Genomic DNA, 25,093 nt, shown 5'->3' on the forward strand with positions numbered 1-25,093 from the left:
AATGGCTGAAGTACTTCATCACGAAAACCATGGACACGACGATCATCATGAACATGATGATACGGACTTAACGGTCTTTGGTTTTTGGACATACTTGATGAGTGACTTGATTTTATTCGGTACACTCTTCATCGCGTTCGCTGTATTGAGCAGCCATGTTCCACCAGGCACACCAACAGCACACGATTTGTTCAGTGAATCATTAGGCTTTGTTTTAACTGAAACATTTGCTCTCTTGATCTCATCTGTAACGTTTGGTTTTGCGGTTCTTGCATCATACAAAAAGAACGTCAACCAAGTGATTGTATGGCTTTTTGTCACCTTCATTTTTGGTGCATCGTTCATTGGTATGGAACTTTATGAATTTCATCATTTAGTTCACGCTGGACATGGTCCGAGCACAAGTGCGTTCTTATCTGCGTTCTTTACCTTGGTAGGTACGCACGGTATTCACGTAACTTCTGGCTTGGTGTGGATGCTTGTTTTGATGTATCAAATCAAGACACAAGGCCTCACTTTACCAAACACCCGTCGTCTTGCTTGTCTAAGCTTGTTCTGGCACTTCCTTGATATCGTATGGATCTGTGTATTCAGTATCGTTTACCTAATGGGAGTTCTCTAATGAGTCATGATCATAATGCTTCTGGCGCTTCACATGGTAACTTCAAGCAATACACGATTGGATTCATCCTATCAGTCGTGTTAACCATTATTCCGTTTGGAATGGTTATGGCTGGAGGGTTTGGTCGTGGCCTACTCATGACTGTAATCGGTATTACTGCCGTTGCTCAGGTATTGGTTCAACTTGTGTTCTTTTTACACATGAACACCTCATCTGAACAACGCTGGAATCTTATTGCATTTATCTATACCATTTTAACGATTGCTATCTTGCTAGTCGGTTCGGTATGGATCATGAATTACCTTCATTTCAACATGATGATCTAAACTGATTGTCATGCTGAAAAAGTATTTATTCCTGACAAAACCAGGAATTCTGTTTGGTAATTTCATTACCACCTTGGGCGGCTTCTTTTTAGCCGCCCAAGGCCATGTAGATTTCCTTTTACTTATCCTTACTCTTCTAGGAACCACTTTTGTTGTCGCCTCTGGTTGTGTGGTCAATAATGTGATTGATCAAGATATCGACCAGAAAATGGAGCGTACACAAAATCGTGCCTTAGTGAAAAAAATCATTTCTCCTACTACTGCACTCATTTTTGCCTTGGCTTTAGGTTTAATTGGGTTTGGTATTTTATGGTTTTGGGTAAATCCGTATTCATTTGCATTTGCTTTAGTTGGTTTTGTTGTTTATGTGGTGCTTTATAGTCTTTGGACGAAGCGCACATCTATTCATCAGACTATCATTGGCAGTGTCTCTGGAGCATGTCCGCCGGTTATTGGTTACACGGCAGTGAGTCAGCAATTTGATGTTGCGGCATTGCTTGTATTTTTGGCTTATGCGCTGTGGCAAATGCCTCATTCTTGGGCCATTGCGATTTATCGATTTGATGACTACAAAAATGCTGGGATTCCCATTCTTCCTGTTGCACGTAGCGTCTTTCGAACCAAAGTGGAATGTTTAATTTACATTGTACTTTTTGCGGCGGTTCTAAATGGGCTGTACTGTTTTGGCTATACCAATATTTTCTTCCTGATCACCTTTAATGCACTCAGTGCATACTGGTTATATTTGTCGATTATTGGTTTCAAGGCAGAAAATGATCAACTCTGGGCAAAGCGTTTGTTTCTCTTTTCTGTAATTTTGATTACGTTATTGAGCTTAAGCTTTAGTTTTAGTTATCAGTCCCCTGCTCCAAATCTTCCTCTCTTTTAATAAGAGAGGATTATTTTATATATCATCAGAAATAAATCACGTCGTTTTTGCTAATTCATTTGTTTTCAATACCGTTATTCTTTATAATCTAGCCTCGCTATTTTGCGACATGGCTTTTTAAGCTATGACTCCTTGCTTCTGACCACAATATGGTTAGGGGCTGTTTAAACCGTAAGGAGCTGACAATGCGTCACTACGAAATCGTACTCTTGGTACATCCAGACCAAAGCGATCAAGTTGTGGGTATGGTTGAACGCTATATCTCACAAATTAAAGAAGCTGAAGGTCAAATTCACCGTCTAGAAGATTGGGGCCGTCGTCAATTGGCTTACCCAATTAACAAGATTCATAAAGCACACTACATTCTAATGAATGTTGAATGTGGTCAAACGACTCTTGATGAGCTTGAAGAATTGTTCCGTTATAACGATGCAATTATTCGTAACATCATTATCCGTCGTGAAAACGCAATCACTGAAGAATCTTTACTTGCTAAAAGTGCTGAAGAAAAACGTGCGCGTAAAGCTCAACGTGAAGAAGCACAACAAGCTCAAGAATCTGCTGAAGCTTAAGGAGAACATCAATGGCACGTTTTTACCGTCGTCGCAAGTTCTGCCGCTTTACAGCTGAGAATGTTGCGTACATCGACTACAAAGATATCGACACTTTAAAACAGTACATCACTGAAAACGGCAAGATCGTTCCTAGCCGTATCACTGGTACTAAAGCTCGTTATCAACGTCAACTCGCGCTTGCGATCAAACAAGCTCGTTACTTGGCTTTGATTCCGTACACTGACAACCATAAGTGAGGTGAGCTGTGGACGTTATCTTATTACAACGCATTAAAAACCTAGGTAAACTTGGTGACAAAGTATCAGTTAAAGCTGGTTATGGCCGTAACTTCTTGATCCCTCAGGGTAAAGCTGTTGCTGCAACCGAAGCAAATACTGCTGCTTTTGAAGCTCGTCGTGCTGAACTTGAAAAACAAGAAGCTGAAGTTTTGTCTTCTGCTCAAGCACGTGCTGATCAATTGAACGAAGTTAACATCGTAATCACTGCGAAAGCTGGTGACGAAGGTAAACTATTCGGTTCAATCGGTACTCGTGATATTGCAGACGCATTAACAAATGCTGGTCTTGCAGTTGACCGTGCTGAAGTACGCCTACCAAACGGTGCGCTTCGTCACACTGGTGAATTCAACATCGCAATCCAATTGCACCATGATGTTGTTGCAGAAGTTCTCGTTACAATCGTATCTGAGTAATTTTTGCTTCACAAAAAAAGCATGCTTTTTAGCATGCTTTTTTTATTATTAAAATGATGAATTTATACACGATGATTTATAGACGGTAATAACGATGAAAAAGAAAAATCGAATTGTTGCTCTTATTCTTGCCATGTTCTTTGGAATTCTAGGCCTAGATCGCTTCTATCTTGGAAAAAAACTGAGTGGTTTTTTAAAATTAATTACGCTAGGTGGGCTGGGGTTTTGGTGGTTTATCGACTTCACTCTACTGCTGATCGATGCATTTCTTTATTCTCTTGGGAAAGATACTGGATTTGTCAAAGATGCAGCTCATAATAATCTTCGTTATGGGCTTTCGCTTTATCGATTAAAACATGGCAAGTTTGAAAAAGACTGGTTTGCCAAGCCTTAAATTTTATTTTACTCAAAATAAACATGAAGAGATTGAATATCTCATCTCTTCATGAATGATCGAATAGAAATCACCTTCAATCATCTTTTCCCCTTAATACCACTGCACAATCTACCTCAGTGTTTTGTGTGCTTATCATCAAAGTGTTGATTGAATAGACTATTGTACTGCTTACACAATTTTCAATGAATTTATTTGTCCTGTTCCGCTGCATTTGCATTAAGATAGGCACTTGGTTTTTGGTTCATCTTTTTATTAGGTCTTGCTATGTCACAGGCGAATGCCAATTTTACAAAAAATTCTCCAAACACAGAGAGTAAAGTGAGTGACTCAGGTCAGTTAAAAGAATTTCGTACCCCACCGCATAATTTAGCTATTGAACAAGCTGTTTTGGCAGCCTTAATGACCGTTGCCGAATCTTTTGAACAAGTGGGTGACTTACTCAAAGAAAATGATTTTTATGCGACACGCCATAAATATATCTATCGTGCTATTGAAAAATTAGCCCTTGAGAACTCTCCGTACGATGCTGTATTGGTCAATGACTGGTTACTCAAACAAAATCTACTCGATGCCATTGGCGGTGAAGAATATTTAATGCAACTAATGGCAGATTCGCCATCGAGTTTTTACAATCTTGAAACCTATGCCAATAAAATTAAAGAGTTTTCAACACTTCGAAGCATGATCAAGGTCAGCAGTGACATTTTACAAAATGCCTATGACACCAAAGGTCGCCCGGTCAGCGAAATTTTGGATTTAGCTGAAACCAATATTTTTTCGCTGGCCGAACAGCACAATAACAACAAAAAAGATGCAGGCCCAAAATCGATTAGCTCGGTAACCGCAGATGTCATCACCAAACTCGATGAACTATCGAAACTTGATGGCAATATTACCGGGCTATCTACTGGTTTTCTTGAGCTTGATAATAAAACTTACGGAATGCAGTCTGGCGATATGATTATCGTGGCCGCACGTCCATCAATGGGTAAAACTACCTTTGCCATGAATTTGGTCGAAAGTGTACTTTTCAACTGTAATTTACCTGCGTTGGTATTTTCGATGGAAATGCCCGCAGATTCGATTGCCATGCGTCTGATTTCATCTTATGGCAAAGTGCATCAAGGGCATTTACGTTCGGGCAAGCTCGACGGCGATGAATGGTCGAAGGTCACAGGTACAATTTTACAACTTCAAGAAAAGCATTTGTACATCGATGACTCCTCTGCACTTCCACCCACAGAAGTTCGTGCACGGGCTCGACGTATTGCCAAACAACATGGTGGCAAACTCGGCTGTATCATGATCGACTATTTGCAGCTCATGAAAGTTCCGGGCATGGGTGACAACCGTGTAGGTGAGATTGGTGAAATTTCGCGAAGTTTAAAAGCACTTGCCAAAGAGATGGAATGTCCTGTGATTGCACTATCTCAGCTCAACCGTAGTTTAGAAAATAGACCCAATAAACGTCCGGTCATGTCTGATTTGCGTGAATCGGGTGCGATTGAGCAGGATGCCGACTTAATCATGTTTATTTATCGTGATGAAGTCTATAACAAAGAATCTAAAGAAGCAGGCACAGCCGAAATTATCATTGGTAAGCAACGTAACGGCCCAATTGGTACTGTGCGATTGGCTTTTGAGGGACAGTACACACGTTTTAGTAATCTCTCGCCAGAGTATTACAGCCAATACGATGACGAAGAGTAAGTTAGATTTGCAAGGGAGTAATCAGGGTGCGTCAAGCGACAGTCTACATCGACCAAACAGCACTTCAGCATAATTTTAATCGTGTTAAAGCGCTGGCACCAAATGCCAAGGTGGTGAGTATGGTCAAGGCCAATGCTTATGGGCATGGTGTCAAAGACTGTTTAGATGCCTTAAATGCTACAGATTCATTTGGGGTGGCGTGCTTGAGTGAAGCCTTAGAAATCCGACAAGCTGGCTATCAACACCCTGTGACACTGATAGAAGGCGTGTTTTCAGAACAAGAAATGCCTGTTGTACTTCAGCACCGATTCGAATGCGTGGTTCATCATGCTGAGCAGTTAAACTGGCTGCTTGCTCACAAAACACAATATAACGCGCAAGGACTTAAGGTCTGGGTCAAACTCAATAGCGGCATGAACCGCTTGGGTTTTAAACCAGAAGTGATTGTAGATGTAATTAAATTACTACAATCTGAAGGTTTTCACTGTGTTTTAACTATGCATTTTGCCAATGCAGATGAGCCTGATCATCCTATGAATCGGCAGCAGATCGACACCCTGCTGAGCATTCAATCTCAATGTGCACCTATTGAGCTCTCGTGCTGTAATTCAGCCGCGATCTATAACTGGCCAGAGTTGCATTTTGATTATGTCCGCCCAGGTATTATGCTTTATGGTGCAAGCCCATTTGCAGATCGAAGTATAGAAGAATTAGGCCTGAAACCGGTGATGCGTTTAACTGCCAGTGTGATGGCAATTAATCATCTTAATACGGGTGATCGTGTTGGTTACGGTTCACTATTTACTGCGCCCCATGCAATGGACATTGCCATCGTTTCGATTGGCTATGGTGATGGCTACCCGCGTGCCTTTATTGAACAAAATTATGTTTCAATAAATGGCCAATTAAAGCCACTGATTGGTCGCGTGAGTATGGATATGCTGGCTATTGATATCACAGATGAACAGATTGAACTTGGAGCAGAAGTCGAATTGTGGGGCGAAAAACGCTTGGTCGATGATGTAGCTAAAGCCAATGGAACGATCGGCTATGAACTGCTGTGTCGTCTTACGCAACGTCCACAGCGTCAAAAAATTTAAATTGAGCTGACTGCATTTATCTGGAATAAATTTAAGTCTTTATTCCAGATAGTCTTCTTCAGGTTTAGGAATTTCATGTAGACCACGGCGCAAAGTCTCAGACCATTGTCGGCTGATCTTTTGAAAATACTCATCTTGTTGAGTGATTCGTTTCCCTCGTGGCATTTTCAATGTATCCGCACGATAAACCAGCAAGTCGAGTGGCATACCCACAGATACATTTGATCTGAGCGTCGAGTCAAACGAAATTAAGCTACAGCGTACAGCTTCATCGAGTGGCATATCGTAGGTAAGCGCACGGTCTAGAATCGGCTTACCATATTTACTTTCCCCAATTTGAAAAAATGGCGTATCTTTAGTGGCACAGATAAAATTCCCTTGAGGATAAATATGATATAACTGCATTTCAGTATTACCAATTTGTCCGCCTACCAACAAGTTACAATAATAATTACTTTGTTCTTGGGTATCATCGGTCACATCTGCAATGATTTTACGTAAAGTACGCCCAACATGCTGCGCCACCTCAAACATGGTATTGAGCGTATAAATATTTGGCTCTTCTTGCAACGTTAACTGATTACGCAAATGTCCAATCACCGCCTGAGTCGTTGCTAAATTTCCGGCAGTTTGAATCGCAATAATACGATCCCCTTCTTTACCAAAAGTATAAAGTTTGCGAAAAACCGAGATTTGATCCACACCTGCATTTGTTCGTGTATCACTGATAAACACCAAACCATCTTTTAAACGTAATGCACAACAATAGGTCATATATTCCACTTCCATCTAACACGCCAACACTTGCACCGTTGATATCATCTTTTCAATACCCCCCTTTTCACGAATCCCCCGTACAGGAGCGGCATCAAAATAATCACGTCCTATTGCAACATAAATTAACGTGTTTGGCTCAAAAATCTGATTACTGACATCGAAACAATGCCATTTTTCGTCAAGATACACTTCCGCCCATGCATGGCTGGCCAAGTGCGGCGAATTATTATCATACAAATAACCAGAAATATAGCGCGCAGGTAATCCAAGCGCCCTGCACATTGCCACCATAATGTGGGCATGATCCTGACACACACCATTTTTTAACTCAAACGCATGCTCAGCAGTGGTTTGCACTGTTGTCGATTCAGGCAAATACGAGACGTGACTTAAGATACGTTCACTCAAAACACGCAAACTATTGAGCGTTTTATTACTCATAATAGACATCGCAAAGTCCAGCATCTCAACCGAGCATTGTGTCGCAGGTGTATGTTGCAAAAACAATTCCACAGGTAGGTGCAGTGCATGGTTTACACTACTTTGAGGAGACAACTCAATTATACCCTGCGCCATAATGGTGAGATTCAGATAATTAAAACGTTGCGACGAAGTCATCCAAATATTATCAAAGATATCGCGCTGAACATCATGTACACCTGGGACACTAATGTCCCAGTTATGTACAGTTTGATGCGCTGAACTTTGGGGAACCATCTTGATATACTGGATACTGTTACACGCCATTTCACTGTAATGGTAATGCGTTTGATGGTTCACCATTAACTTCATGCAGTTCCCTCAAACATTAACTGCAATTGATCGCCAAAGTGATAAAGTGACATGGTGTCTGGAGACTGCTTCAATGAAATCCAAGCATCATCAAGTGCAGTCCATCCCAATTCATTTAATAGCCCTACAATCACATCGATTTCATTTAATACCGATGATGGGTCTTGTTTAAACCGTATCAGACTGTCTAGCAGTTCAAGCTTTTGACCCAAACTAAAAAACAAAAAGACATCCTCAGATTCAGACTCCAGCAGCTCATTACATTCCGAAACAACATCGCATATATAACCCGGCTGACTACTGGCATTTTTCACTAGTTGAATCATTTCAGCGTATGTATTAGCACTCAATACTGCGCGCAGTTCATGAATATTATCGCGTGCCACTGCAAACTGGCTCATTAATGAAAATTGCTGTTCAGGGTCAAGTGCCAAGGTGTTGAGTGATGCAGCATCATAAGCTGGCAAACAAAACGCATGACTAAAATCAATTGCCTTTTGATCGTCCGTAAAAGGGAGTTTATTGCAAAAGTACTGGATGCGCGTTAAATAGCGCCCTAACCAAAAAATATTATTCGCGTTTGAACTAAGTAAAATCATAAAGTTCCTTCCTGATTTAGTTAGGAATGCAGTGCATCAACAACCCACGTATCTTTAATTCCGCCACCCTGTGAAGAATTAACCACAAGAGAGCCTTCTTTCATGGCAACTCGGGTTAAACCACCAGGAACAATTTCAGTGCGATCAGGTGAAGTCAGTACAAATGGTCGTAAATCTATATGACGTTCAGCAATACCATCCTGAGTTAATGTCGGAGCAACCGATAGATCGAGTGTAGGTTGAGCAATATATAAATGCGGATGCGCAAGGATTTTTTTTCTAAATTCGGAAATTTCAGCAGATTCAGCTTTTGGCCCAATCAACATTCCGTATCCTCCCGAGCCCTGAGCCTCTTTAACCACCAGACGCTCAAGATTACCAAGTACATAGTCTAGATGTTCATCCAGGCGGCACTGGTAAGTCGGGACATTCTTTAAGATTGGAGTTTCATTCAGATAGAATTTAATCATGTCATCGACATACGGATAAACCGATTTGTCATCGGCCACACCCGTTCCCGGTGCATTGGCAATCACCACACGATTTTTTAAATATGCAGACATCAAACCTGGTACACCTAAGCTACTGTCAGGTCTAAATGTAAGCGGATCTAAAAATGCATCATCGATACGACGATAAATCACATCGACACGTTGACGACCACGTATCGTCTTGACATAAACCGTATCGTTTTCAACATACAAATCGCGACTAGTGACTAAAGGAACGTCCATTTCTCGGGCGAGAAAGGCATGTTCATAGTAAGCACTATTGAATCGACCCGGTGTCAATATCACAATTAAAGGATTATCCACATGTGCATTTTCGGCCAGAATCGCCTTGAGCACTGTTGGATATTGTTCGATTTCATGTAGCTTGTTTGCAACACAAAGTTCTGGCATCAGTTTTTTACTGATTTTTCTGCTTTCCAGCATATATGAAACACCAGAAGGTGTACGTAGATTATCTTCTAAAACAAAAAACTCACCTTTTCCATCTCGAATAATATCGATACCGCTAATTTGTGAATAAACCTGCCCTTTTAAACTATGGTTCAGCATATGTGGCTGAAAAGCTTCGTGGGTCATAATTTGTGTATGCGGTACAATACCTTCTTTGAGTATATTTTGATGGTGATAAATATCGTCTAAAAATAAATTAAGTGCCTTAACTCGCTGTTCACAACCTGTAGAAATTTTTTCCCATTGTTTTGTTTCAATAATTCGTGGAATAAGATCAAATGGGATAGTTCGCTCTGTTCCTTCCTGATCGCCATAAACCGTAAACGTAATTCCTTCATACAAAAAGTGCTGCTTCGCATGATTATTTAACTGTTTTAACTCCTCCAATGAATGAGTCGATAGCCATTGTTCAATTTTTTTTGATGCTTCTCCGTTAGACGTTACATCATCCAGCATCTCGTTAAAAAACTTAGATTTAAGTTGATCAAAAAGATTTGTGCTTACGCTAAGCTGGTTCAGAAACGAAGGCTGGGTTGATAAAACGTTGGTCAATTTTTCTTTCATATAATGCTCACTTATCGTATGCAAGTCTTTCTCTTCTTCTAACATACAGACCTCGCCTTTCTCGTTTACTTATTTTATGACTAGCAAATATGATGCCATTTCGCTGTCTCTTTGTGTTTCTTGTCTTACATAATGAACCGAGTTGTGATGTATTTCATCTATAAACCTGTATCAAAATATAGGCAATATTGTTCTTACATTCTTGCCAAACCAAAATAGTTTTTTTAAGGTGTAGGTAATTAAAGTATTTTGTTTGATTTAGTCGCTTATGTCTTCACAAGAAAAAGAAACATCGAATAGCCTCTTTCGCCAGTGGCACATCTTATCACGACTCTCGACCGGAAAATGGATGGGCACACGTGAATTGCAAGAAATTTTAGAGCGTGAAGGCATTGAAATCAGTTTGCGTACCATACAGCGAGATTTAAACCAGATTGCACAACGATTTCCAATCGAAAGCAATAAAACCGTTCCTCAGGGATGGCGCTGGCGAGCAGATGCACCGCTACAAAGTTTACCGCACATGACCAGCTCTCAGGCAGTTACGTTTATGATGGTGGAACAGCATCTCAAACATTTACTTCCACCCAGTTTGATCGACGAAATGAACCCATGGTTTGATCTGGCACGTCGAAGCCTGTCTACTCAAAATAACGTCAGACAATGGATCAATCGCGTTCGGATTGTACCTGCTAGCCAACCTCTGATTCCACCCACTGTCGACAAGCAGGCTCAGCAGGCAATTTACGAAGGTTTATTGCAAGACAAGCAAATCGAATGTATTTACACACCACGCAATATTCAGGCAGATGAAAAAACCTATATTTTAAATCCACTTGCATTGGTTCAAAAAGGTGCAATTATTTATTTGATCTGTACTCGTCATGGTAAAAGTGAAGTGCAAACCTTTGCCTTGCACCGTTTTAAATCAGCAACTGTACTGAATTCGCGCGCTTTGCACCCCGTCGATTTCGATATCGATGACTACATTGAGTCGGGTGCCCTTGGTTTCCGTTTTGATTACAGTAAACCGACCGAGATGATCCAGCTCAAACTCACCGTTAATGAAAGTACGGCGCAGAGCTTTTACGAAAGCCAGCTTACCAAAGAACAGCATATTCAGATGATCGATGAAAATCTGTATGAAGTGAGCGCTGAAGTGCCGTTTACATCACAATTGGTATGGTGGCTCAGAAGTTTTGGTAAAAAACTCATTCATATTGAACCAGCCGAACTTCATCAAGCCGTCAATGAAATAGAAGAATAAAAAAAAGAGAGCAACTATGCTCTCTTGAAAATCGTTTTTATTGCTGTTCTTAGTTTTGCGCTGTCAGTTTTTATTGTACAGAACTTGCCACATGAAGCCCCGTTCTTAAGTGTGACACCCGTAATACGTGTTAAGCCATACATGAAAAACAGCATGCAAGGTCATAACCGTTGTAACGAATGGATTTCATGGTCATAAACATTACCTCTCGCTTTAGAATGTAAAGCCACTATAGAAAAAATTTGATCAGATGAAAAATAAGAAAAAACGCACAGAATATGCATTTAAATGTTTAACAGTATTTCTGCTTTCGTCTTTACGTTCATAAAAAAAGCCCAATCAAAATTGGGCTTTTTGTTCAGCATAAGGCTTAAACTATGCTGTTTTCTTTAATTGCGCATTTTTACGGATAGTAATCATAATGAGCTGAACGGCTGCAGGAGTTACACCCGGAATGCGATGTGCTTGAGCTAGCGTATCAGGACGAACGGTTTTGAGCTTCTGCGTAATTTCTCTTGATAAACCAGATACAGCGTCATAATCAAAATCGGTTGGAATTTTTGTTTCTTCAAGACGCTTGAGCTGTGCGACATCTTCGTGCTGACGATTGATATAGCCTTCATACTTGACTGCAATCTCAATTTGCTCACCCACATGTACAGCAACATCTGAACCTGTAAGCTCAGCAATTTGGGTAAAGTTAATATTTGGGCGTTTAAGCAAATCGATTGCACTGCACTCTTTACTTAAGTCAGCACCAGTCATTTCGACAAACTTTTTACCCATTGGGTTGTTTGGTGCAGCCCAAAGGTGCGCCAAGCGTGCCGTTTCAGTTTCAACTGCTTCCATTTTTTCACAGTAAGCTGCCCAGCGGGTATCATCGACCAATCCAAGTTCACGTCCGATCGGGGTCAAACGCTGATCTGCATTATCTTCACGTAGCATTAAGCGATACTCGGCACGTGAGGTAAACATACGGTAGGGTTCTTTCGTACCCAAGGTAATTAAGTCATCGACCAACACACCCATATATGCTTCATCACGTTTAGGCGTCCATTGTTCCTGATCCCATGCACGACGTGCTGCATTTAGACCCGCCAATAGACCCTGCGCACCAGCTTCTTCATAACCGGTTGTGCCATTGATCTGACCTGCAAAGTACAAGTTCTGGATCGCTTTAGTTTCTAGAGTAAATTTTAATGCTTGCGGATTAAAATAATCGTATTCAATGGCATAGCCTGGACGCAAAATATGGGCATTTTCCATCCCGCGAATTGAACGGACCAATTCAAACTGAACATCAAACGGCAATGATGTTGAAATCCCGTTCGGATAAAGTTCGTGCGTATCTAACCCTTCAGGCTCCAAAAATACCTGATGTGAATCTTTATCGGCAAAACGATGAATCTTGTCTTCAATAGATGGGCAATAACGTGGGCCAACCCCTTCAATCACGCCCGTATACATTGGTGAACGATCCAGTCCACCACGGATAATGTCATGAGTTTTTTCGTTGGTGTGCGTGATATAGCAGCTTACCTGCTCTGGATGCATGGATACATCACCCATAAACGACATCACAGGAGATGGAAAATCACCTGGCTGAGCCGTCATGACAGAAAAATCAACCGAGCGTGCATCAATACGTGGTGGCGTACCTGTTTTAAGACGTCCCACCGGAAGTTTTAACTCACGTAAACGATCAGCCAAAGCAATAGAAGGCGGATCACCGGCACGACCACCGCTCGACTTTTCTAAGCCAATATGAATCACACCGCCCAAAAACGTACCTGTGGTCAAAACCACTGTTTTGGCGTCAAAACGAATGCCCATCTGGGTGACAACACCTTTGACGGTATCACCTTCTACAATCAGATCATCGGCTGCTTGCTGAAAAATATCTAGATTTGGCTGGTTTTCAAGTGAATCACGAATAGCCGCTTTATAGCGTACACGGTCTGCCTGTGCACGCGTTGCACGAACGGCTGCACCCTTTCTTGAGTTGAGAATTCGAAATTGAATCCCCCCTTTATCTGCTGCCAGCGCCATAGCACCACCCAAGGCATCAATTTCGCGAACCAAATGCGATTTACCAATACCACCAATGGCCGGATTACAGCTCATCTGCCCTAAAGTCTCAATGTTGTGAGTCAAGAGCAAAGTCTGTCGTCCCATACGTGCAGCAGCCAATGCCGCCTCGGTACCTGCGTGCCCGCCACCGATCACGATAACATCATAAACTTTAGGATAATGCATGGCAAAAAAATCACCAGAAAAAAAAGACGGAACATTATAGCAAAGTTCACCCTAGGATCATGCATGTTATTACAAAATTATTGATACAAAATTCATAGTCGCACACAGGTTTTGACAATTTGTTTCAGTATTAAAATAGAAAGCAATAGACTTTTTTAAAATCAATTTTAGAATAAAAAATGTACCACCACTTATGAATCACTTTCAAAATCAAATTTATATAATAGGTATGCAAAATGAAAAACATCATGTTAAAAACTTTTTCTGTGGCAATTGTCAGCTTAGCAGCAATGAGTATGGCAAATGCTGAAATGACCAAAGCAGAAACCAATGCTCAGATAAAAGCGTGTATGAAGAAAAAGCAAGGTGACTGGGCCTCTTATGGCTACAAAGGTGTCACATTCAATGGCACCTGTCAGCCAAACGCCGATGGCAAACTGCAATTCAAAGCACCTGCACCATAACCCAAACGATTCAAATTATTTCGCCCAGTAAAAACACAGGTTTTAATAACCTGTGTTTTTGTATGTATCAATGATCTATGAAATAACATAAAAGTCACGACAGAATTAAAACAACAGCTCATTCAGGATTTAAAAAATGGATTTAGGTATTATTACGGTATTCCTCCCCATTGCGCTTGCCATTATCATGGCTGGGCTGGGTCTGGAACTTCGCCCTCAGGATTTCACACGCGTTGCTAAGCACCCTAAGGCAGTTTTACTGGCATTAGTATGTCAATTGGTCATTCTGGTTGGAATTGCTTTTTTCATCTGCAAACTGTTAAGCCTTTCACCCCTCCTTGCCGTTGGCTTAATGTTGCTCGCCGCATCACCGGGTGGGCCCACTGCAAATTTATTCAGTTATTTATATCAAGGTGATATTGCACTCAATATTACGCTCACTGCAATCAACTCGGTCATCGCCGCGTTTACCTTACCCTTTATTGTCAATCTTGCAATTCAACACTTTATTAATGACGGTCAGCAACTCGGATTACAGTTTAGTAAAGTGATTCAAGTGTTTTTAATCATCTTGGTTCCAGTCTGCTTGGGCATGATTATACGGCATACTTTGCCTCGTCTGGCAGACCGCTTGCATAAGCCCGTACGCACCTTTGCTGTGGTCTTTTTGGTGTTTATTATTTTGGCAGCCCTTACCAGAGAGCGACACAATATTATGGAGTACATTACTCAAGTCGGACTGGCAACTGCACTTTTTTGTTTTGCAAGCCTGTTTATTGGTTACTTTGTACCACGCTACTTCGGTATTAATAGTACGCAAGCGCGCGCCTGTGCGTTTGAGATCGGGATTCATAACAGTACATTGGCCATGACCATTGCGCTCACGATTTTATCGAGTACCACCATCGCCATGCCAGCCGCTATTTACTCAATCTTTATGTACATTTTTGCTGCCCTCTTCGGCAGTATGTTGAAGCGTTATTCACCCATAACGACTGAAAATAAGATGGCTATAAAAACCGAGTAAAGCGCCATAAATACGGATAAATCGTATGGCTTAAGAAATTAATGTTCTGGCTTTGCATTTATCCGTTACAATACCGCTTTAGAAGAAAATTTAGGTCTCATTCCCGTGAAGTGGTTACAAATACACATTACTGTCGATCAAGAACACGTTGATTTCACTGAAACATTGCTTTTGTCACTCGGAGCAGTCAGTGTCACTTTAGATGATGCAGAAGATCAGGCATTACTTGAACCGCTTCCAGGCGAAACACCGCTTTGGAATAAAGTGATTGTGACTGGAATTTATCAAGAAGATGAGCAAGATCCAATCGATGTTGCCAAACTTGAAGCGTTTTTAAGTGCGCAATTGCCTAATGCACCAATGCGTCATGAACAACTTGAAGATCAAGTCTGGGAACGCGCATGGATGGATTACTATGATCCGATCCAAATTAGCGAGAAGTTCTGGATTGTACCTGAGTGGCTAGAAGCACCCGATGCAGATGCAGTCAATATTAAGCTTGATCCGGGCCTAGCTTTTGGAACCGGTAATCATGCCAGTACATTCTTATGCCTGCAATGGTTGGGGCAAACCGATCTAAAAGACAAGACGGTGATTGATTTTGGTTGTGGTTCAGGCATTTTAGCCGTTGCAGCGCTTCTATTGGGTGCTAAAAAGGTATATGCCACCGATATCGATCCGCAAGCGGTACTTGCAACCAAGCAAAATGCCGAACTCAATGGCGTACTTGATCGTCTGTATGTAGGTTTGCCTGAAGAGTTCGATGCAGAATTTAAATCAAAAGAATCTCAAGCTGATGTATTAGTGGCAAACATTTTGGCTAGTCCACTCATGATGCTGGCACCAGAATTTGCAACGCTACTAAAACCCGAAGGCGAATTTGCACTTGCAGGCGTGATTGAAGAACAGGTTGAAGATGTCTCTGCCGTTTACACGCAGTATTTTGATATCTTGCAAATCGAGAAACGCGAAGAAAACTGGTGTCGTATTTCTGGAAAACGCCACGCGTAAGCTTTAGACGAGGCTGGTCTATACATGAGCGCCAAACAAACCCGCTGCCCTCAGTGCAAAACGATTTACCACGTAACGCAAAAGCAGCTTACGCTGGCTCAGGGTATGGTTTGTTGCGCAAAGTGTAATTTCACTTTTAATGCCATCACACATTTGTATGCACCAGCAACGCTGGTTGATAAATTTGATGAGCTGCATCATGTTACATCCGCCATACAGCATGACAGTGAAAAACCCAATGTGCTTGAAATTTTTCAGCAGAAAATTGAAAACTCCAATATTGACTTATTAACCTATCTCAACAATTTAAAATATTTTCAAAGTATAGACAGCTTAAATTCTCCATTGTTGTATTTATCGAGTGACCGTGACAACTTGCGTCAGCAGCAAATAAAACAACGGAAAAGTAAACACTGGAAATACTATCTAATCTGGTGTGTGATTAACTTAATTTTATTTGGCTTATTATTGTTGCAGATTGTATGGTTTAATCCAGAGCTTGCGGCACATTATGAAATCTTGCGTCAACTACGCGCCTTATTTTAATTGCTGGTTTCTTTAAAGACTCAGTCCGCTTGCCGACAGCATGTCGGGTGATGACTCATTTACCTGCCTCTATGCATCATATTTCATCAATTCACCTGTTCAAACGTGATGCTTATACAATGACTTAATAAATTCGAAGACGATAATGACACTTTTTATATCGAGTTTATTCAATATAAAAAATCATATCAGCTTAAGTACGATTAAATAAATCTATCCAAACCCAATATTTTAATTAGAATTTACGATTGGCAAATTTTAAAATCGTTTTATTCGCTCTAAGTTAGGTTTTATAAGGCCTAGATATTCAAAAAAAATACAAAAAATTTAAAAAAAAATGCAGTTAATTTGCTCACTTTTGTTTAGACAATGGTATGATACGCGCCACGAAAGCTTAGCCCTACATCGTCCTCGCGATTTACTCACAATAATCATTATTGTCATGCGTGCTTTATCAGAAGATAGTGCGTAGCGTGGCTTTTTTGTTTTTTAAATCGCAGCGGTAACAAATATTAAATTATTGTTACGCTTATTTTTCATACAAATGTGAGGAGTTGTGGCAAGCTAATTGTTTCCAAGTTTTAGAACCACTGTTTTAGGATCTAAAACGGGGTTCAGTAATTTTTAGACCACTTTTATATACTGCTTTACCCAAGCGGTATTTGATTTTCGGATTAACTCGCATGAATAGCAAATCTCCTATTTTTACTGCACAATCTGATGTTGCTCTACGCATCCATGTGGATCGCGCAGTTCGCCATTACTTTGCACAACTGCAAGGTGAGCAACCATCACAAGTTTACGACATGGTGCTGGCAGAAATGGAGAAACCTCTTTTATCTGTTGTTCTAGAATATACGCGTGGTAACCAAACCCGCGCTGCTGAAATTTTAGGGCTCAATCGTGGGACTTTACGTAAAAAGTTAAAAGCTCACGGTTTGATGAGTGAATAATTGATAAAATGCTCACGTTCTCGTGGGCATTTTTTATGCCTATTTGTTTTAATCTGTTTGACTTAAACCGTTGACTTTATCATGACTATTAAACGCGCTTTGATTTCTGTTTCTGACAAAACAGGAATTGTTGAATTTGCTCAGAATCTTGCGAAACTTGGGGTAGAGCTTTTATCTACTGGTGGAACTTACAAGCTACTCAAAGACAATAACATTGCTGTAGTTGAAGTTTCAGAACACACTGGCTTTCCAGAAATGATGGATGGCCGTGTAAAAACACTTCACCCCAAAATTCATGGTGGTATTTTGGCTCGTCGTGGTCTGGACGAAGCCGTAATGCAAGAACACAACATCGATCCGATTGATCTTGTTGTGGTCAACCTCTACCCGTTTGCTGCAACCGTGGCGAAGCCAAACTGTTCTCTTGCAGATGCAATTGAGAATATTGATATTGGCGGCCCAACAATGGTTCGCGCTGCAGCAAAAAATCACGCGTCTGTTGGCATCGTGGTCAATGCCAGCGACTACGCGACAGTGATTGCAGAACTTGAGCAAAGCGGCACATTATCATACGAAACACGTTTTGATCTTGCAGTTAAAGCATTTGAACACACCGCTCAATACGACGGTATGATCGCGTCTTACCTTGGCGCACGTGTGGGTAAAGAAGAAGGTCAGGCAGATTCATTTGCACGTACCTTTAATACACAGCTTCAAAAAGCGCAAGACTTACGTTACGGTGAAAACCCGCATCAGTCAGCTGCATTTTATATCGACCCGCAAGCCACCGAAGCGTCTGTTTCTACGTCGAAGCAACTTCAGGGTAAAGAGCTTTCTTACAACAATATCGCCGATACAGACGCTGCACTTGAATGTGTTAAGTCATTTGCAAAGCCTGCCTGTGTGATTGTTAAACATGCTAACCCATGTGGCGTAGCCGTATCTTTAGATGGCATTAAAGCTGCTTACGATTTGGCATATGCAACCGATACAGAATCTGCATTTGGTGGCATCATTGCTTTTAACCGCGAGCTTGATGTTGAAACAGCAAAAGCGATTGTAGAGCGTCAATTTGTTGAAGTAATTATTGCACCTAGTATTGCTGATGGTGTACTTGAGGTTACCGGTGCGAAGAAAAATGTTCGCGTATTGGTATGTGGCGAACTTCCAGCAATTGATGAACGTGCAGCACAACTCGACTACAAGCGTGTAAATGGCGGCCTACTGGTACAAGATCAAGATCTTGGCATGATCAAGGCAGCCGACCTTAAAGTAGTAACTGAGCGCGCACCAACAGAACAGGAAATCGATGATCTGATTTTTGCTTGGAAAGTTGCCAAGTATGTGAAATCAAATGCGATCGTGTATGCAAAAGGCCGTCAAACCATTGGTATTGGTGCAGGTCAGATGAGCCGTGTCAACTCTGCACGTATTGCGGCAATTAAAGCAGAACATGCAGGCCTTGTGGTTGAAGGCGCTGTGATGGCATCGGATGCATTCTTCCCATTCCGTGACGGCATCGATAATGCAGCAAAAGCTGGAATTAAGTGTATTATTCAACCTGGCGGTTCAATGCGTGATGAAGAAGTTATTGCTGCTGCAAACGAACATGGTATTGCCATGGTCTTTACAGGTATGCGCCACTTCCGCCACTAATTAAAACTCATTTAAAGCATAAGAAACTTTCCGGTTCTTTATCTTGACTTACCCTCTCCATGTGAGAGGGTCTTGTACTCAAGCAGCAAGGTAAAGTGAAGGATTTGGTTCTCGACTCATGGAGTATGAACCCAATGAATATTCTCGTTCTCGGTAGCGGTGGTCGTGAGCATGCGTTGGCATGGAAGATCGCTCAAGATCCGCAAGTCACTCAAGTGTTTGTTGCACCCGGTAATGCAGGCACTGCAACCGAAGACAAATGCAAAAATGTTGAACTGGATATTTTAAATAACCCAGCCATCATTGCGTTTGCAAAGGACAATCAGGTTGAGTTGATTATTGTTGGTCCAGAAGCACCATTGGTCAATGGCGTGGTCAATGCATGCCGTGAAGCTGGTTTAAAAATTTGGGGCCCAACACAATATGCCGCACAGCTTGAAGGCTCTAAGGCGTTTGCCAAAGACTTCCTGAAAAAGCATCAGATTCCAACAGCATTTTATGATGTGTTTACTGAAGTAGATGCTGCAAAAGCATATGTAACGCAGCACGGCGCGCCGATTGTGATTAAAGCTGACGGTCTTGCAGCCGGCAAAGGCGTGATCGTCGCGATGACCAATGAGGAAGCCTTTGCAGCCATTGATGACATGCTGGCAGGCAATAAATTTGGTGATGCGGGTTCACGTGTCGTGATTGAAGAGTTTCTCGCAGGCGAAGAAGCTAGTTTCATTTGTATGATCGACGGTCAAAATATTTTACCAATGGCCACTTCTCAAGATCATAAGCGCATTTTTGAAGGTGATCATGGACCTAATACCGGTGGTATGGGTGCGTATTCCCCTGCGCCTGTGGTTACTCCAGACGTGTTTGATCGTGTCATGAAAGACATTATGCGACCAACGGTTGATGGTATGGCCAAAGACGGTCATGTTTATACTGGTTTCTTATATGCTGGCCTCATGATTGATGAGCAAGGTCAACCACGTGTGATTGAGTTCAACTGCCGCTTTGGCGACCCTGAAACTCAGCCAATCATGATGCGCCTTAAATCATCATTGGTGGATCTTGTGCAAGCAGGTCTTGAGGGTCAGTTGCCAAGTGAAGCCGAGTGGGACGAGCGTAAATCGATTGGTATCGTGCTTGCAGCAGAAGGTTACCCTGAAACTGTACGTAAAGGCGATGTGATTTCAGGTCTTGGCCAGTCGCCAGAAGATACTAAAATCTTTCATGCTGGTACAGACACGACAGCCGATGGTCATATCATCACTGCGGGTGGACGCGTATTGTGCGTAACTGCGCTTGGCGATACCGTACTTGAAGCACAAATCAATGCGCTTGAGGTATGCGGTCAGGTGACTTTTGCAGGCATGCAATATCGTAGCGATATTGGATACCGCGCGATTGCACGCGAACAAGCCTGATTTTAATACTCAAAAAACGCGCATTTTTGCGCGTTTTTTTATTGTTATGATGCCTCTCAGGCTAATAACTCTTTTCAGAAAAACTCATATATATTTTTGTTTATATTGTTTTGCGTTCTGATCAAAAAACACTATACTCGCCTACTTTTAAGATTAACTGACTTTATTGCGTTTAACGTTGGATTGGGATGACTGTCATCTACACATCATCATGTACACACAGTATGATATCCGGACGATATTAAAACGCTGTAACTGGGAAAAACCTGATGAAAAAAGTATTGAGTGTTGTTCTTACCTCAAGCATATTGCTTGCGGCTGGTTGTAGCAAAAAAGAGCCTGAGCAAGGCAATGCAGCTGCTGCAGATCAGACTAAAAAAATCGTGCTGGCGTCTACAGGTTCTGATACCGACGTTTGGAAATTTATTGCGACACTACCTGAAACCAAACAAGCAGGTATTAATCTTGAAGTGAAAAACTTCACTGACTACGTGGCAATGAACAAAGCGACGGCAAACAAAGAAATCGATGTCAATGCATTCCAGTCTTATAACTACATGGTCGCTTACAACACCGAAAGCAAAGATAAAGTTGCACCTGTTTCGACAACTTATATCGAACCAATGGGACTTTATTCTGACAAATACAAAAAAATTGATCAGTTCCCAGCAAAAGCAACCATTGCAATTCCAAACGATGCTGCAAATGAAGCACGTGCACTTTCATTGTTGCAAACTGCTGGTTTAATCAAATTAAAAGCAGACTTTAACCCAATTCAGGGCACAACCAACGACGTCATTGAAAATCCGAAACAGATTCAGCTTAAAACCATTCCAATGGCAACAGCTGTTCGTGTAAAAAGCGATGTTGACGGAATTGTGCTAGGCAACACTTTAGCTATGGAAGGCGGCTTGAACGTTCTTAAAGATGCCGTATTTTATGAGCCAGCAGATCAGTCGACTAAACTGTATGTCAACCTTTTGGTGACTGCTGAAGGACGTCAAAACGATCCTGTATTGCAAAAATTAGGTACGCTTTACCATACAGAAGCAGTGAAAAAATTCATTGATGAGAAGTTTGGTGGTACGAAGGTGGATGTTAATAAGCCGATTAGCTACCTTACTGAATCAAAATAGTAATATAATGGTGTAATTGAAACAGGCAAGGTCGACTTGCCTGTTTTTTCTTTTATGTATAGTTTCTGACGACATGATCCAATTTAAAAACATTTCTAAACACTACGAGCTGAAAGGCCAAACGATTCGCGCACTGGATCAGATTAATCTGGATATTCCGGCAGGCAGTATCTTTGGCATTATTGGCTATAGTGGTGCAGGTAAAAGTACCTTAATTCGTTTGATTAATTTGCTCGAACGCCCAACACAGGGACAGGTCATTATCAATCAAAAAGATTTTACCGCCCTGAATGCAGCATCATTACGTCAGGAACGTGCAAATATAGGTATGATCTTTCAGCATTTTAATTTATTGCAAACCAAAACTGTGGCTGCAAATATTGAAATGCCAATGAAACTCTTGGGTTATAGCAAAGCCGAGCGCGAAAAACGTTTGATGGAGCTACTTGAGTTCATCGATCTGGCACATAAAAAAGATGCCTTTCCAGATGAGCTATCGGGTGGTCAAAAACAACGTGTCGGTATTGCACGTGCGCTAGCCAATCACCCTAAAATTTTACTTTGTGACGAAGCCACCTCCGCGCTCGATCCACAGACCACCAAATCCGTACTGGCATTGCTCAAAAAGATCAATCAGGAGCAAGGCATCACAATTGTGATGGTCACTCACGAAATGGACGTGATTGAATCTATTTGTGACCATGTGGCTGTAATGGAATCTGGTCATGTGATTGAAACCGGGCCGACCGTGGAAATTTTCAGCCGTCCACAGCACCCAACGACAAAAACCTTTATCCAGACCGTGTTGCAACAACATTTACCGGTCAATATTTTAAATAAGCTCGAACATCAGCATCATCACAGTATTTATCGACTACAGTTTTTAGGCAAATCAGCCCAAGAACCTGTGATTCAATCGATGATCAAGCAGTTTGATATCAGTCTGAATATCTTGTTTGCCAATATGACCGAAATTGATGGCACGGTGATTGGGCAGATGTTTGTTCAATTACTTGGTGACGACACCCTTATCCAGCAAGCGATCGAGTTTTTAGAGCGTCATGGTGTCAGTGTCAATCAAAGTGGAGAACAAGTATGAGAGACGTAATTGTGCAATGGCTGACCGAATTGACACAACCGTTCTGGAACAGTTCACTTTCGATTGATCAGTTTGTCACAGCGCTTCAAGAAACCTTTCACATGGTGTGCTTCTCGCTGCTGTTTGGTGGCATCTGGGGATTTATCCAAGGAATTGTGCTGTTGGTGACACGACCAAACGGTATTTTACCTAACCGATTTATTTATCACTTGCTCAATCCAATTGTAAACGCCCTGCGCTCACTGCCATTTATCATTTTGTTGATTGCCGTGATTCCTTTGACTAAATTCTTAGTGGGAAGTTCAATTGGAACATGGGCCGCAATTGTCCCGTTGACCATTTATATTGGTCCTTATATGGGCCGATTGATTGAAACCTCCTTGCTTGAAGTCAACGAAGGTATTATTGAGTCTGCGCAAGCCATGGGCGCCTCTCCGTTTCAAATCATTTTCAAGTTTATTTTGCCAGAAGCACGTAGCTCACTCATTTTAAACTTAACCACAGCCACCATTAGTCTAATTGGTGCAACGGCAATGGCCGGTGCAGTAGGTGCTGGCGGAATTGGTGACCTGGCGATTTCATACGGTTACCAACGCTTCGATACCAGTGTGGTAATTCTTACGGTCATCATCTTATTATTGCTGGTGCAGTTTATTCAAATGCTGGGCGACTGGCTCTCTAAACTTCGCTAGATTGCTGCCCTCTCCGGAGGGTTTTTTTATATCTGAAGCTGTATTTTTTCGTATCTACTGGTGCTGCACTACGCAGATCGTGATTAAATAAAAACAGTACATACCATTTGATCAGGTTATCCGTCATGCGTTATCAAATTGATTATATTGATGTAAAAAACAGCCTTAAAAATTATATCTGGATTATTCAAGACACCCATACTTCAGAAATTGTGGTGATCGATCCAACAGAAGCAAAGCCTGTTCAGGACTACTGCCAATTACATCAGCTCAAGCTTGCGCAAATCTGGCTAACACATTGGCATAAAGATCATATTGGCGGTGTGCCAGACTTGATCGAAGGTACCCAAATTCCTGTATTTGGCCCGCGTGAAGAGCTCAGTAAAATTCATTTGATTTCAAATGCACTACAACATGATGATCAATTCAAGTTTCATGACCTACATGTAGAAGTTGTTGCAACGCCTGGTCATACCTTAGGGCATATTGTCTATTTTGTTGAAGCATTACGTAGTGTATTTTGCGGTGATACCTTGTTTGCGATGGGCTGTGGACGTGTGTTTGAAGGCACCTTTGAACAGATGTATCATTCACTTAACAGACTTGCTGCACTGCCAACAGATACCCAAGTGTATTGTACCCATGAATACACCTTGTCTAATGCCGAATTTGCCCTGACCATCGAACCCGACAATCTTGCACTACAAGAGCGTTATGAACAGGTAAAGCAGTTGCGAGAACAAAATATCATCACCTTACCATCCAGTATTGAAATTGAACTGGCGACCAATCCATTTTTACGTACCGAAAGCGTTGAAGAGTTTGCTCGAATTCGTACGCTTAAAGATAATTTTTGACACACTACGACTAAAGTTACATATTTATTTACAACTCATCATAAACACAATATGTAACTTTTAAAAAACGGATTATTTTAAATATTATCTTTAAATTCAATAGATTAAGATAAAAACTAAGACTTAAAACCAATTTATTGAGTCAATTTAAATGATCTACTGCTGATTAAATAAACAATATTAATCAGTTGAAAAATATTTAAACAGTTTAGCCCTTTAAAAACTTAATCAAAACCCTTATTAATTTAGATATCAGCGTTACATGAGAAGGAATTTTGAAGTGAAGAAAGTTGTTAAAGCAAAAAATTTAATTGCATTTCGTATTTGGTTAGAAAAGTTAGGTTATTCGGTTAAAAACCTAGCCGATGGCAAAGGTTTTACATTTAGCTTTAAAAAGGAATATGGGCTAGTGACTTGTGATTTATCGGGTAACTCTTTGGCAGTTCAGCTCGGTGAAGAGTTCGAGGATCATCTAAAAGCGTAAATGACAGATGTGTTGATTCTATAAATTTTTTCTAATCATTTTATAGTTTTGAAGAATTCTAAGCTCCATATGCCGTAACGCGCACATGGGGCTTTCTTGTTTTATATGTGTTTTATCTATAATTGTGCTGAATATATGCTGAGAATATACTAAGGGATCTCTTGTATTATTTATTAGCATGGTGTATAAAAAATACTCAATACAATAAATTACAATATAAAGG

Annotated in this window: 26 protein-coding genes and 2 pseudogenes; 23 read left to right on the forward strand and 5 right to left on the reverse strand. The window is 41.2% G+C overall.

Going from position 1 to position 25,093, the window contains the following annotated elements; genetic code table 11:
* Position 1: 1 nt before the first annotated feature.
* The 9 genes from cyoC (at position 2) to alr (ending at position 6,310) form a co-directional block, all read left to right on the forward strand.
* Positions 2-622, forward strand: a complete 621-nt coding sequence (gene cyoC, locus Aso01_RS00830; RefSeq protein ID WP_004938897.1) for a cytochrome o ubiquinol oxidase subunit III — start codon at positions 2-4, stop codon at positions 620-622.
* Positions 622-948, forward strand: coding sequence for a cytochrome o ubiquinol oxidase subunit IV (locus Aso01_RS00835; RefSeq protein ID WP_004938898.1), 327 nt, complete (start codon positions 622-624; stop codon positions 946-948). The genes cyoC and Aso01_RS00835 overlap by 1 nt, the downstream gene beginning before the upstream one ends.
* Positions 949-958: 10 nt before the next feature.
* Positions 959-1,837, forward strand: coding sequence for a heme o synthase (gene cyoE, locus Aso01_RS00840; protein WP_004938900.1), 879 nt, complete (start codon positions 959-961; stop codon positions 1,835-1,837).
* 185 nt (positions 1,838-2,022) lie between these two features.
* Positions 2,023-2,409 (forward strand): 30S ribosomal protein S6, encoded by a 387-nt coding sequence (gene rpsF, locus Aso01_RS00845; protein ID WP_004938902.1) that lies wholly within the window; start codon positions 2,023-2,025, stop codon positions 2,407-2,409.
* Positions 2,410-2,420: 11 nt separating this feature from the next.
* On the forward strand, positions 2,421-2,648 hold the full coding sequence (rpsR, locus tag Aso01_RS00850; RefSeq protein WP_004928375.1) for a 30S ribosomal protein S18: 228 nt from the start codon (positions 2,421-2,423) through the stop codon (positions 2,646-2,648).
* Between the two features lie 8 nt (positions 2,649-2,656).
* On the forward strand, positions 2,657-3,103 hold the full coding sequence (rplI, locus tag Aso01_RS00855; protein WP_004938905.1) for a 50S ribosomal protein L9: 447 nt from the start codon (positions 2,657-2,659) through the stop codon (positions 3,101-3,103).
* Between the two features lie 94 nt (positions 3,104-3,197).
* Complete coding sequence (locus Aso01_RS00860; protein WP_004938907.1) at positions 3,198-3,497, forward strand: TM2 domain-containing protein; 300 nt, start codon at positions 3,198-3,200, stop codon at positions 3,495-3,497.
* A gap of 267 nt (positions 3,498-3,764) precedes the next feature.
* Positions 3,765-5,210, forward strand: a complete 1,446-nt coding sequence (dnaB, locus tag Aso01_RS00865) for a replicative DNA helicase (protein ID WP_004938909.1) — start codon at positions 3,765-3,767, stop codon at positions 5,208-5,210.
* A gap of 26 nt (positions 5,211-5,236) precedes the next feature.
* On the forward strand, positions 5,237-6,310 hold the full coding sequence (gene alr / locus Aso01_RS00870; protein WP_004938911.1) for an alanine racemase: 1,074 nt from the start codon (positions 5,237-5,239) through the stop codon (positions 6,308-6,310).
* Positions 6,311-6,349: 39 nt separating this feature from the next.
* Here the strand turns inward: alr and Aso01_RS00875 are convergent, their stop codons facing one another.
* The 4 genes from Aso01_RS00875 to Aso01_RS00890 are packed head-to-tail and all read right to left on the reverse strand — an operon-like array spanning position 6,350 to position 10,049.
* Positions 6,350-7,084: a proteasome-type protease gene (locus Aso01_RS00875; protein WP_004938914.1), complete on the reverse strand. Its 735-nt coding sequence runs from the start codon at positions 7,082-7,084 to the stop codon at positions 6,350-6,352.
* Positions 7,085-7,099: 15 nt separating this feature from the next.
* The gene (locus Aso01_RS00880; protein WP_004938919.1) at positions 7,100-7,879 is read right to left on the reverse strand and encodes a transglutaminase family protein; all 780 of its coding nucleotides are present in this window, start codon (positions 7,877-7,879) and stop codon (positions 7,100-7,102) included.
* Positions 7,876-8,478: an alpha-E domain-containing protein gene (locus Aso01_RS00885; protein WP_004938921.1), complete on the reverse strand. Its 603-nt coding sequence runs from the start codon at positions 8,476-8,478 to the stop codon at positions 7,876-7,878. Before Aso01_RS00885 ends, Aso01_RS00880 begins: the two co-directional genes overlap by 4 nt.
* 20 nt (positions 8,479-8,498) lie before the next feature.
* Positions 8,499-10,049, reverse strand: a complete 1,551-nt coding sequence (locus Aso01_RS00890; RefSeq protein WP_004938924.1) for a circularly permuted type 2 ATP-grasp protein — start codon at positions 10,047-10,049, stop codon at positions 8,499-8,501.
* 223 nt (positions 10,050-10,272) lie between these two features.
* On the opposite strand from Aso01_RS00890, the gene Aso01_RS00895 reads away from it, so the two are divergent.
* Positions 10,273-11,271: a helix-turn-helix transcriptional regulator gene (locus Aso01_RS00895; protein WP_004938928.1), complete on the forward strand. Its 999-nt coding sequence runs from the start codon at positions 10,273-10,275 to the stop codon at positions 11,269-11,271.
* Positions 11,272-11,646: 375 nt separating this feature from the next.
* Here Aso01_RS00895 and mnmG read toward each other — a convergent pair whose 3' ends face one another.
* On the reverse strand, positions 11,647-13,527 hold the full coding sequence (gene mnmG / locus Aso01_RS00900) for a tRNA uridine-5-carboxymethylaminomethyl(34) synthesis enzyme MnmG (protein WP_004938930.1): 1,881 nt from the start codon (positions 13,525-13,527) through the stop codon (positions 11,647-11,649).
* Positions 13,528-13,763: 236 nt separating this feature from the next.
* Between mnmG and Aso01_RS00905 the strand changes: the two genes are divergently transcribed.
* From Aso01_RS00905 to Aso01_RS00960, 13 genes and pseudogenes are all read left to right on the forward strand, one after another.
* On the forward strand, positions 13,764-13,991 hold the full coding sequence (locus Aso01_RS00905) for a hypothetical protein (RefSeq protein ID WP_004938933.1): 228 nt from the start codon (positions 13,764-13,766) through the stop codon (positions 13,989-13,991).
* Positions 13,992-14,127: 136 nt separating this feature from the next.
* Entirely contained in the window at positions 14,128-15,018 is an 891-nt protein-coding gene (locus Aso01_RS00910) for a bile acid:sodium symporter family protein (RefSeq protein WP_004938937.1), read from the forward strand.
* A gap of 105 nt (positions 15,019-15,123) precedes the next feature.
* Positions 15,124-16,029, forward strand: a complete 906-nt coding sequence (gene prmA / locus Aso01_RS00915) for a 50S ribosomal protein L11 methyltransferase (protein ID WP_004938938.1) — start codon at positions 15,124-15,126, stop codon at positions 16,027-16,029.
* Positions 16,030-16,053: 24 nt separating this feature from the next.
* Positions 16,054-16,125, forward strand: a pseudogene (locus tag Aso01_RS16100) (MJ0042-type zinc finger domain-containing protein); the annotation flags it as partial.
* A gap of 144 nt (positions 16,126-16,269) precedes the next feature.
* Positions 16,270-16,348, forward strand: a pseudogene (locus tag Aso01_RS16105) (MJ0042-type zinc finger domain-containing protein); the annotation flags it as partial.
* A gap of 910 nt (positions 16,349-17,258) precedes the next feature.
* Positions 17,259-17,528 (forward strand): DNA-binding transcriptional regulator Fis, encoded by a 270-nt coding sequence (gene fis, locus Aso01_RS00925; protein ID WP_001086304.1) that lies wholly within the window; start codon positions 17,259-17,261, stop codon positions 17,526-17,528.
* 81 nt (positions 17,529-17,609) lie between these two features.
* On the forward strand, positions 17,610-19,184 hold the full coding sequence (purH, locus tag Aso01_RS00930) for a bifunctional phosphoribosylaminoimidazolecarboxamide formyltransferase/IMP cyclohydrolase (protein ID WP_004938947.1): 1,575 nt from the start codon (positions 17,610-17,612) through the stop codon (positions 19,182-19,184).
* A gap of 134 nt (positions 19,185-19,318) precedes the next feature.
* On the forward strand, positions 19,319-20,602 hold the full coding sequence (purD, locus tag Aso01_RS00935) for a phosphoribosylamine--glycine ligase (RefSeq protein ID WP_004938950.1): 1,284 nt from the start codon (positions 19,319-19,321) through the stop codon (positions 20,600-20,602).
* Positions 20,603-20,871: 269 nt separating this feature from the next.
* On the forward strand, positions 20,872-21,738 hold the full coding sequence (locus Aso01_RS00940) for a MetQ/NlpA family ABC transporter substrate-binding protein (protein ID WP_004938954.1): 867 nt from the start codon (positions 20,872-20,874) through the stop codon (positions 21,736-21,738).
* Between the two features lie 73 nt (positions 21,739-21,811).
* Positions 21,812-22,837: a methionine ABC transporter ATP-binding protein gene (locus Aso01_RS00945; RefSeq protein ID WP_004938956.1), complete on the forward strand. Its 1,026-nt coding sequence runs from the start codon at positions 21,812-21,814 to the stop codon at positions 22,835-22,837.
* A complete protein-coding gene (locus Aso01_RS00950) occupies positions 22,834-23,529 on the forward strand; it encodes a methionine ABC transporter permease (protein WP_004938958.1) in 696 nt (231 codons plus the stop codon). The genes Aso01_RS00945 and Aso01_RS00950 overlap by 4 nt, the downstream gene beginning before the upstream one ends.
* A gap of 125 nt (positions 23,530-23,654) precedes the next feature.
* A complete protein-coding gene (gloB, locus tag Aso01_RS00955; protein ID WP_004938961.1) occupies positions 23,655-24,386 on the forward strand; it encodes a hydroxyacylglutathione hydrolase in 732 nt (243 codons plus the stop codon).
* A 280-nt stretch (positions 24,387-24,666) separates the two neighbouring features.
* Positions 24,667-24,870, forward strand: a complete 204-nt coding sequence (locus tag Aso01_RS00960) for a hypothetical protein (RefSeq protein WP_004938963.1) — start codon at positions 24,667-24,669, stop codon at positions 24,868-24,870.
* The last annotated feature ends 223 nt before the right edge of the window (positions 24,871-25,093 follow it).

Source organism: Acinetobacter soli (assembly GCF_000760595.1).
Taxonomy (GTDB): Bacteria; Pseudomonadota; Gammaproteobacteria; order Pseudomonadales; family Moraxellaceae; genus Acinetobacter; species Acinetobacter soli.

Excerpts from the sequence above, each read along its gene's own strand:
- cyoC (WP_004938897.1), top strand. The coding sequence starts at position 2 with ATGGCTGAAGTACTTCATCACGAAAACCATGGACACGACGATCATCAT.
- Aso01_RS00835 (WP_004938898.1), top strand. The coding sequence starts at position 622 with ATGAGTCATGATCATAATGCTTCTGGCGCTTCACATGGTAACTTCAAG.
- cyoE (WP_004938900.1), top strand. The coding sequence starts at position 959 with ATGCTGAAAAAGTATTTATTCCTGACAAAACCAGGAATTCTGTTTGGT.
- rpsF (WP_004938902.1), top strand. The coding sequence starts at position 2,023 with ATGCGTCACTACGAAATCGTACTCTTGGTACATCCAGACCAAAGCGAT.
- rpsR (WP_004928375.1), top strand. The coding sequence starts at position 2,421 with ATGGCACGTTTTTACCGTCGTCGCAAGTTCTGCCGCTTTACAGCTGAG.
- Aso01_RS00860 (WP_004938907.1), top strand. The coding sequence starts at position 3,198 with ATGAAAAAGAAAAATCGAATTGTTGCTCTTATTCTTGCCATGTTCTTT.
- dnaB (WP_004938909.1), top strand. The coding sequence starts at position 3,765 with ATGTCACAGGCGAATGCCAATTTTACAAAAAATTCTCCAAACACAGAG.
- Aso01_RS00875 (WP_004938914.1), bottom strand. The coding sequence starts at position 7,084 with ATGACCTATTGTTGTGCATTACGTTTAAAAGATGGTTTGGTGTTTATC.
- Aso01_RS00880 (WP_004938919.1), bottom strand. The coding sequence starts at position 7,879 with ATGAAGTTAATGGTGAACCATCAAACGCATTACCATTACAGTGAAATG.
- Aso01_RS00885 (WP_004938921.1), bottom strand. The coding sequence starts at position 8,478 with ATGATTTTACTTAGTTCAAACGCGAATAATATTTTTTGGTTAGGGCGC.
- Aso01_RS00890 (WP_004938924.1), bottom strand. The coding sequence starts at position 10,049 with ATGTTAGAAGAAGAGAAAGACTTGCATACGATAAGTGAGCATTATATG.
- Aso01_RS00895 (WP_004938928.1), top strand. The coding sequence starts at position 10,273 with ATGTCTTCACAAGAAAAAGAAACATCGAATAGCCTCTTTCGCCAGTGG.
- mnmG (WP_004938930.1), bottom strand. The coding sequence starts at position 13,527 with ATGCATTATCCTAAAGTTTATGATGTTATCGTGATCGGTGGCGGGCAC.
- Aso01_RS00905 (WP_004938933.1), top strand. The coding sequence starts at position 13,764 with ATGAAAAACATCATGTTAAAAACTTTTTCTGTGGCAATTGTCAGCTTA.
- Aso01_RS00910 (WP_004938937.1), top strand. The coding sequence starts at position 14,128 with ATGGATTTAGGTATTATTACGGTATTCCTCCCCATTGCGCTTGCCATT.
- fis (WP_001086304.1), top strand. The coding sequence starts at position 17,259 with ATGAATAGCAAATCTCCTATTTTTACTGCACAATCTGATGTTGCTCTA.
- purH (WP_004938947.1), top strand. The coding sequence starts at position 17,610 with ATGACTATTAAACGCGCTTTGATTTCTGTTTCTGACAAAACAGGAATT.
- purD (WP_004938950.1), top strand. The coding sequence starts at position 19,319 with ATGAATATTCTCGTTCTCGGTAGCGGTGGTCGTGAGCATGCGTTGGCA.
- Aso01_RS00940 (WP_004938954.1), top strand. The coding sequence starts at position 20,872 with ATGAAAAAAGTATTGAGTGTTGTTCTTACCTCAAGCATATTGCTTGCG.
- Aso01_RS00945 (WP_004938956.1), top strand. The coding sequence starts at position 21,812 with ATGATCCAATTTAAAAACATTTCTAAACACTACGAGCTGAAAGGCCAA.
- Aso01_RS00950 (WP_004938958.1), top strand. The coding sequence starts at position 22,834 with ATGAGAGACGTAATTGTGCAATGGCTGACCGAATTGACACAACCGTTC.
- gloB (WP_004938961.1), top strand. The coding sequence starts at position 23,655 with ATGCGTTATCAAATTGATTATATTGATGTAAAAAACAGCCTTAAAAAT.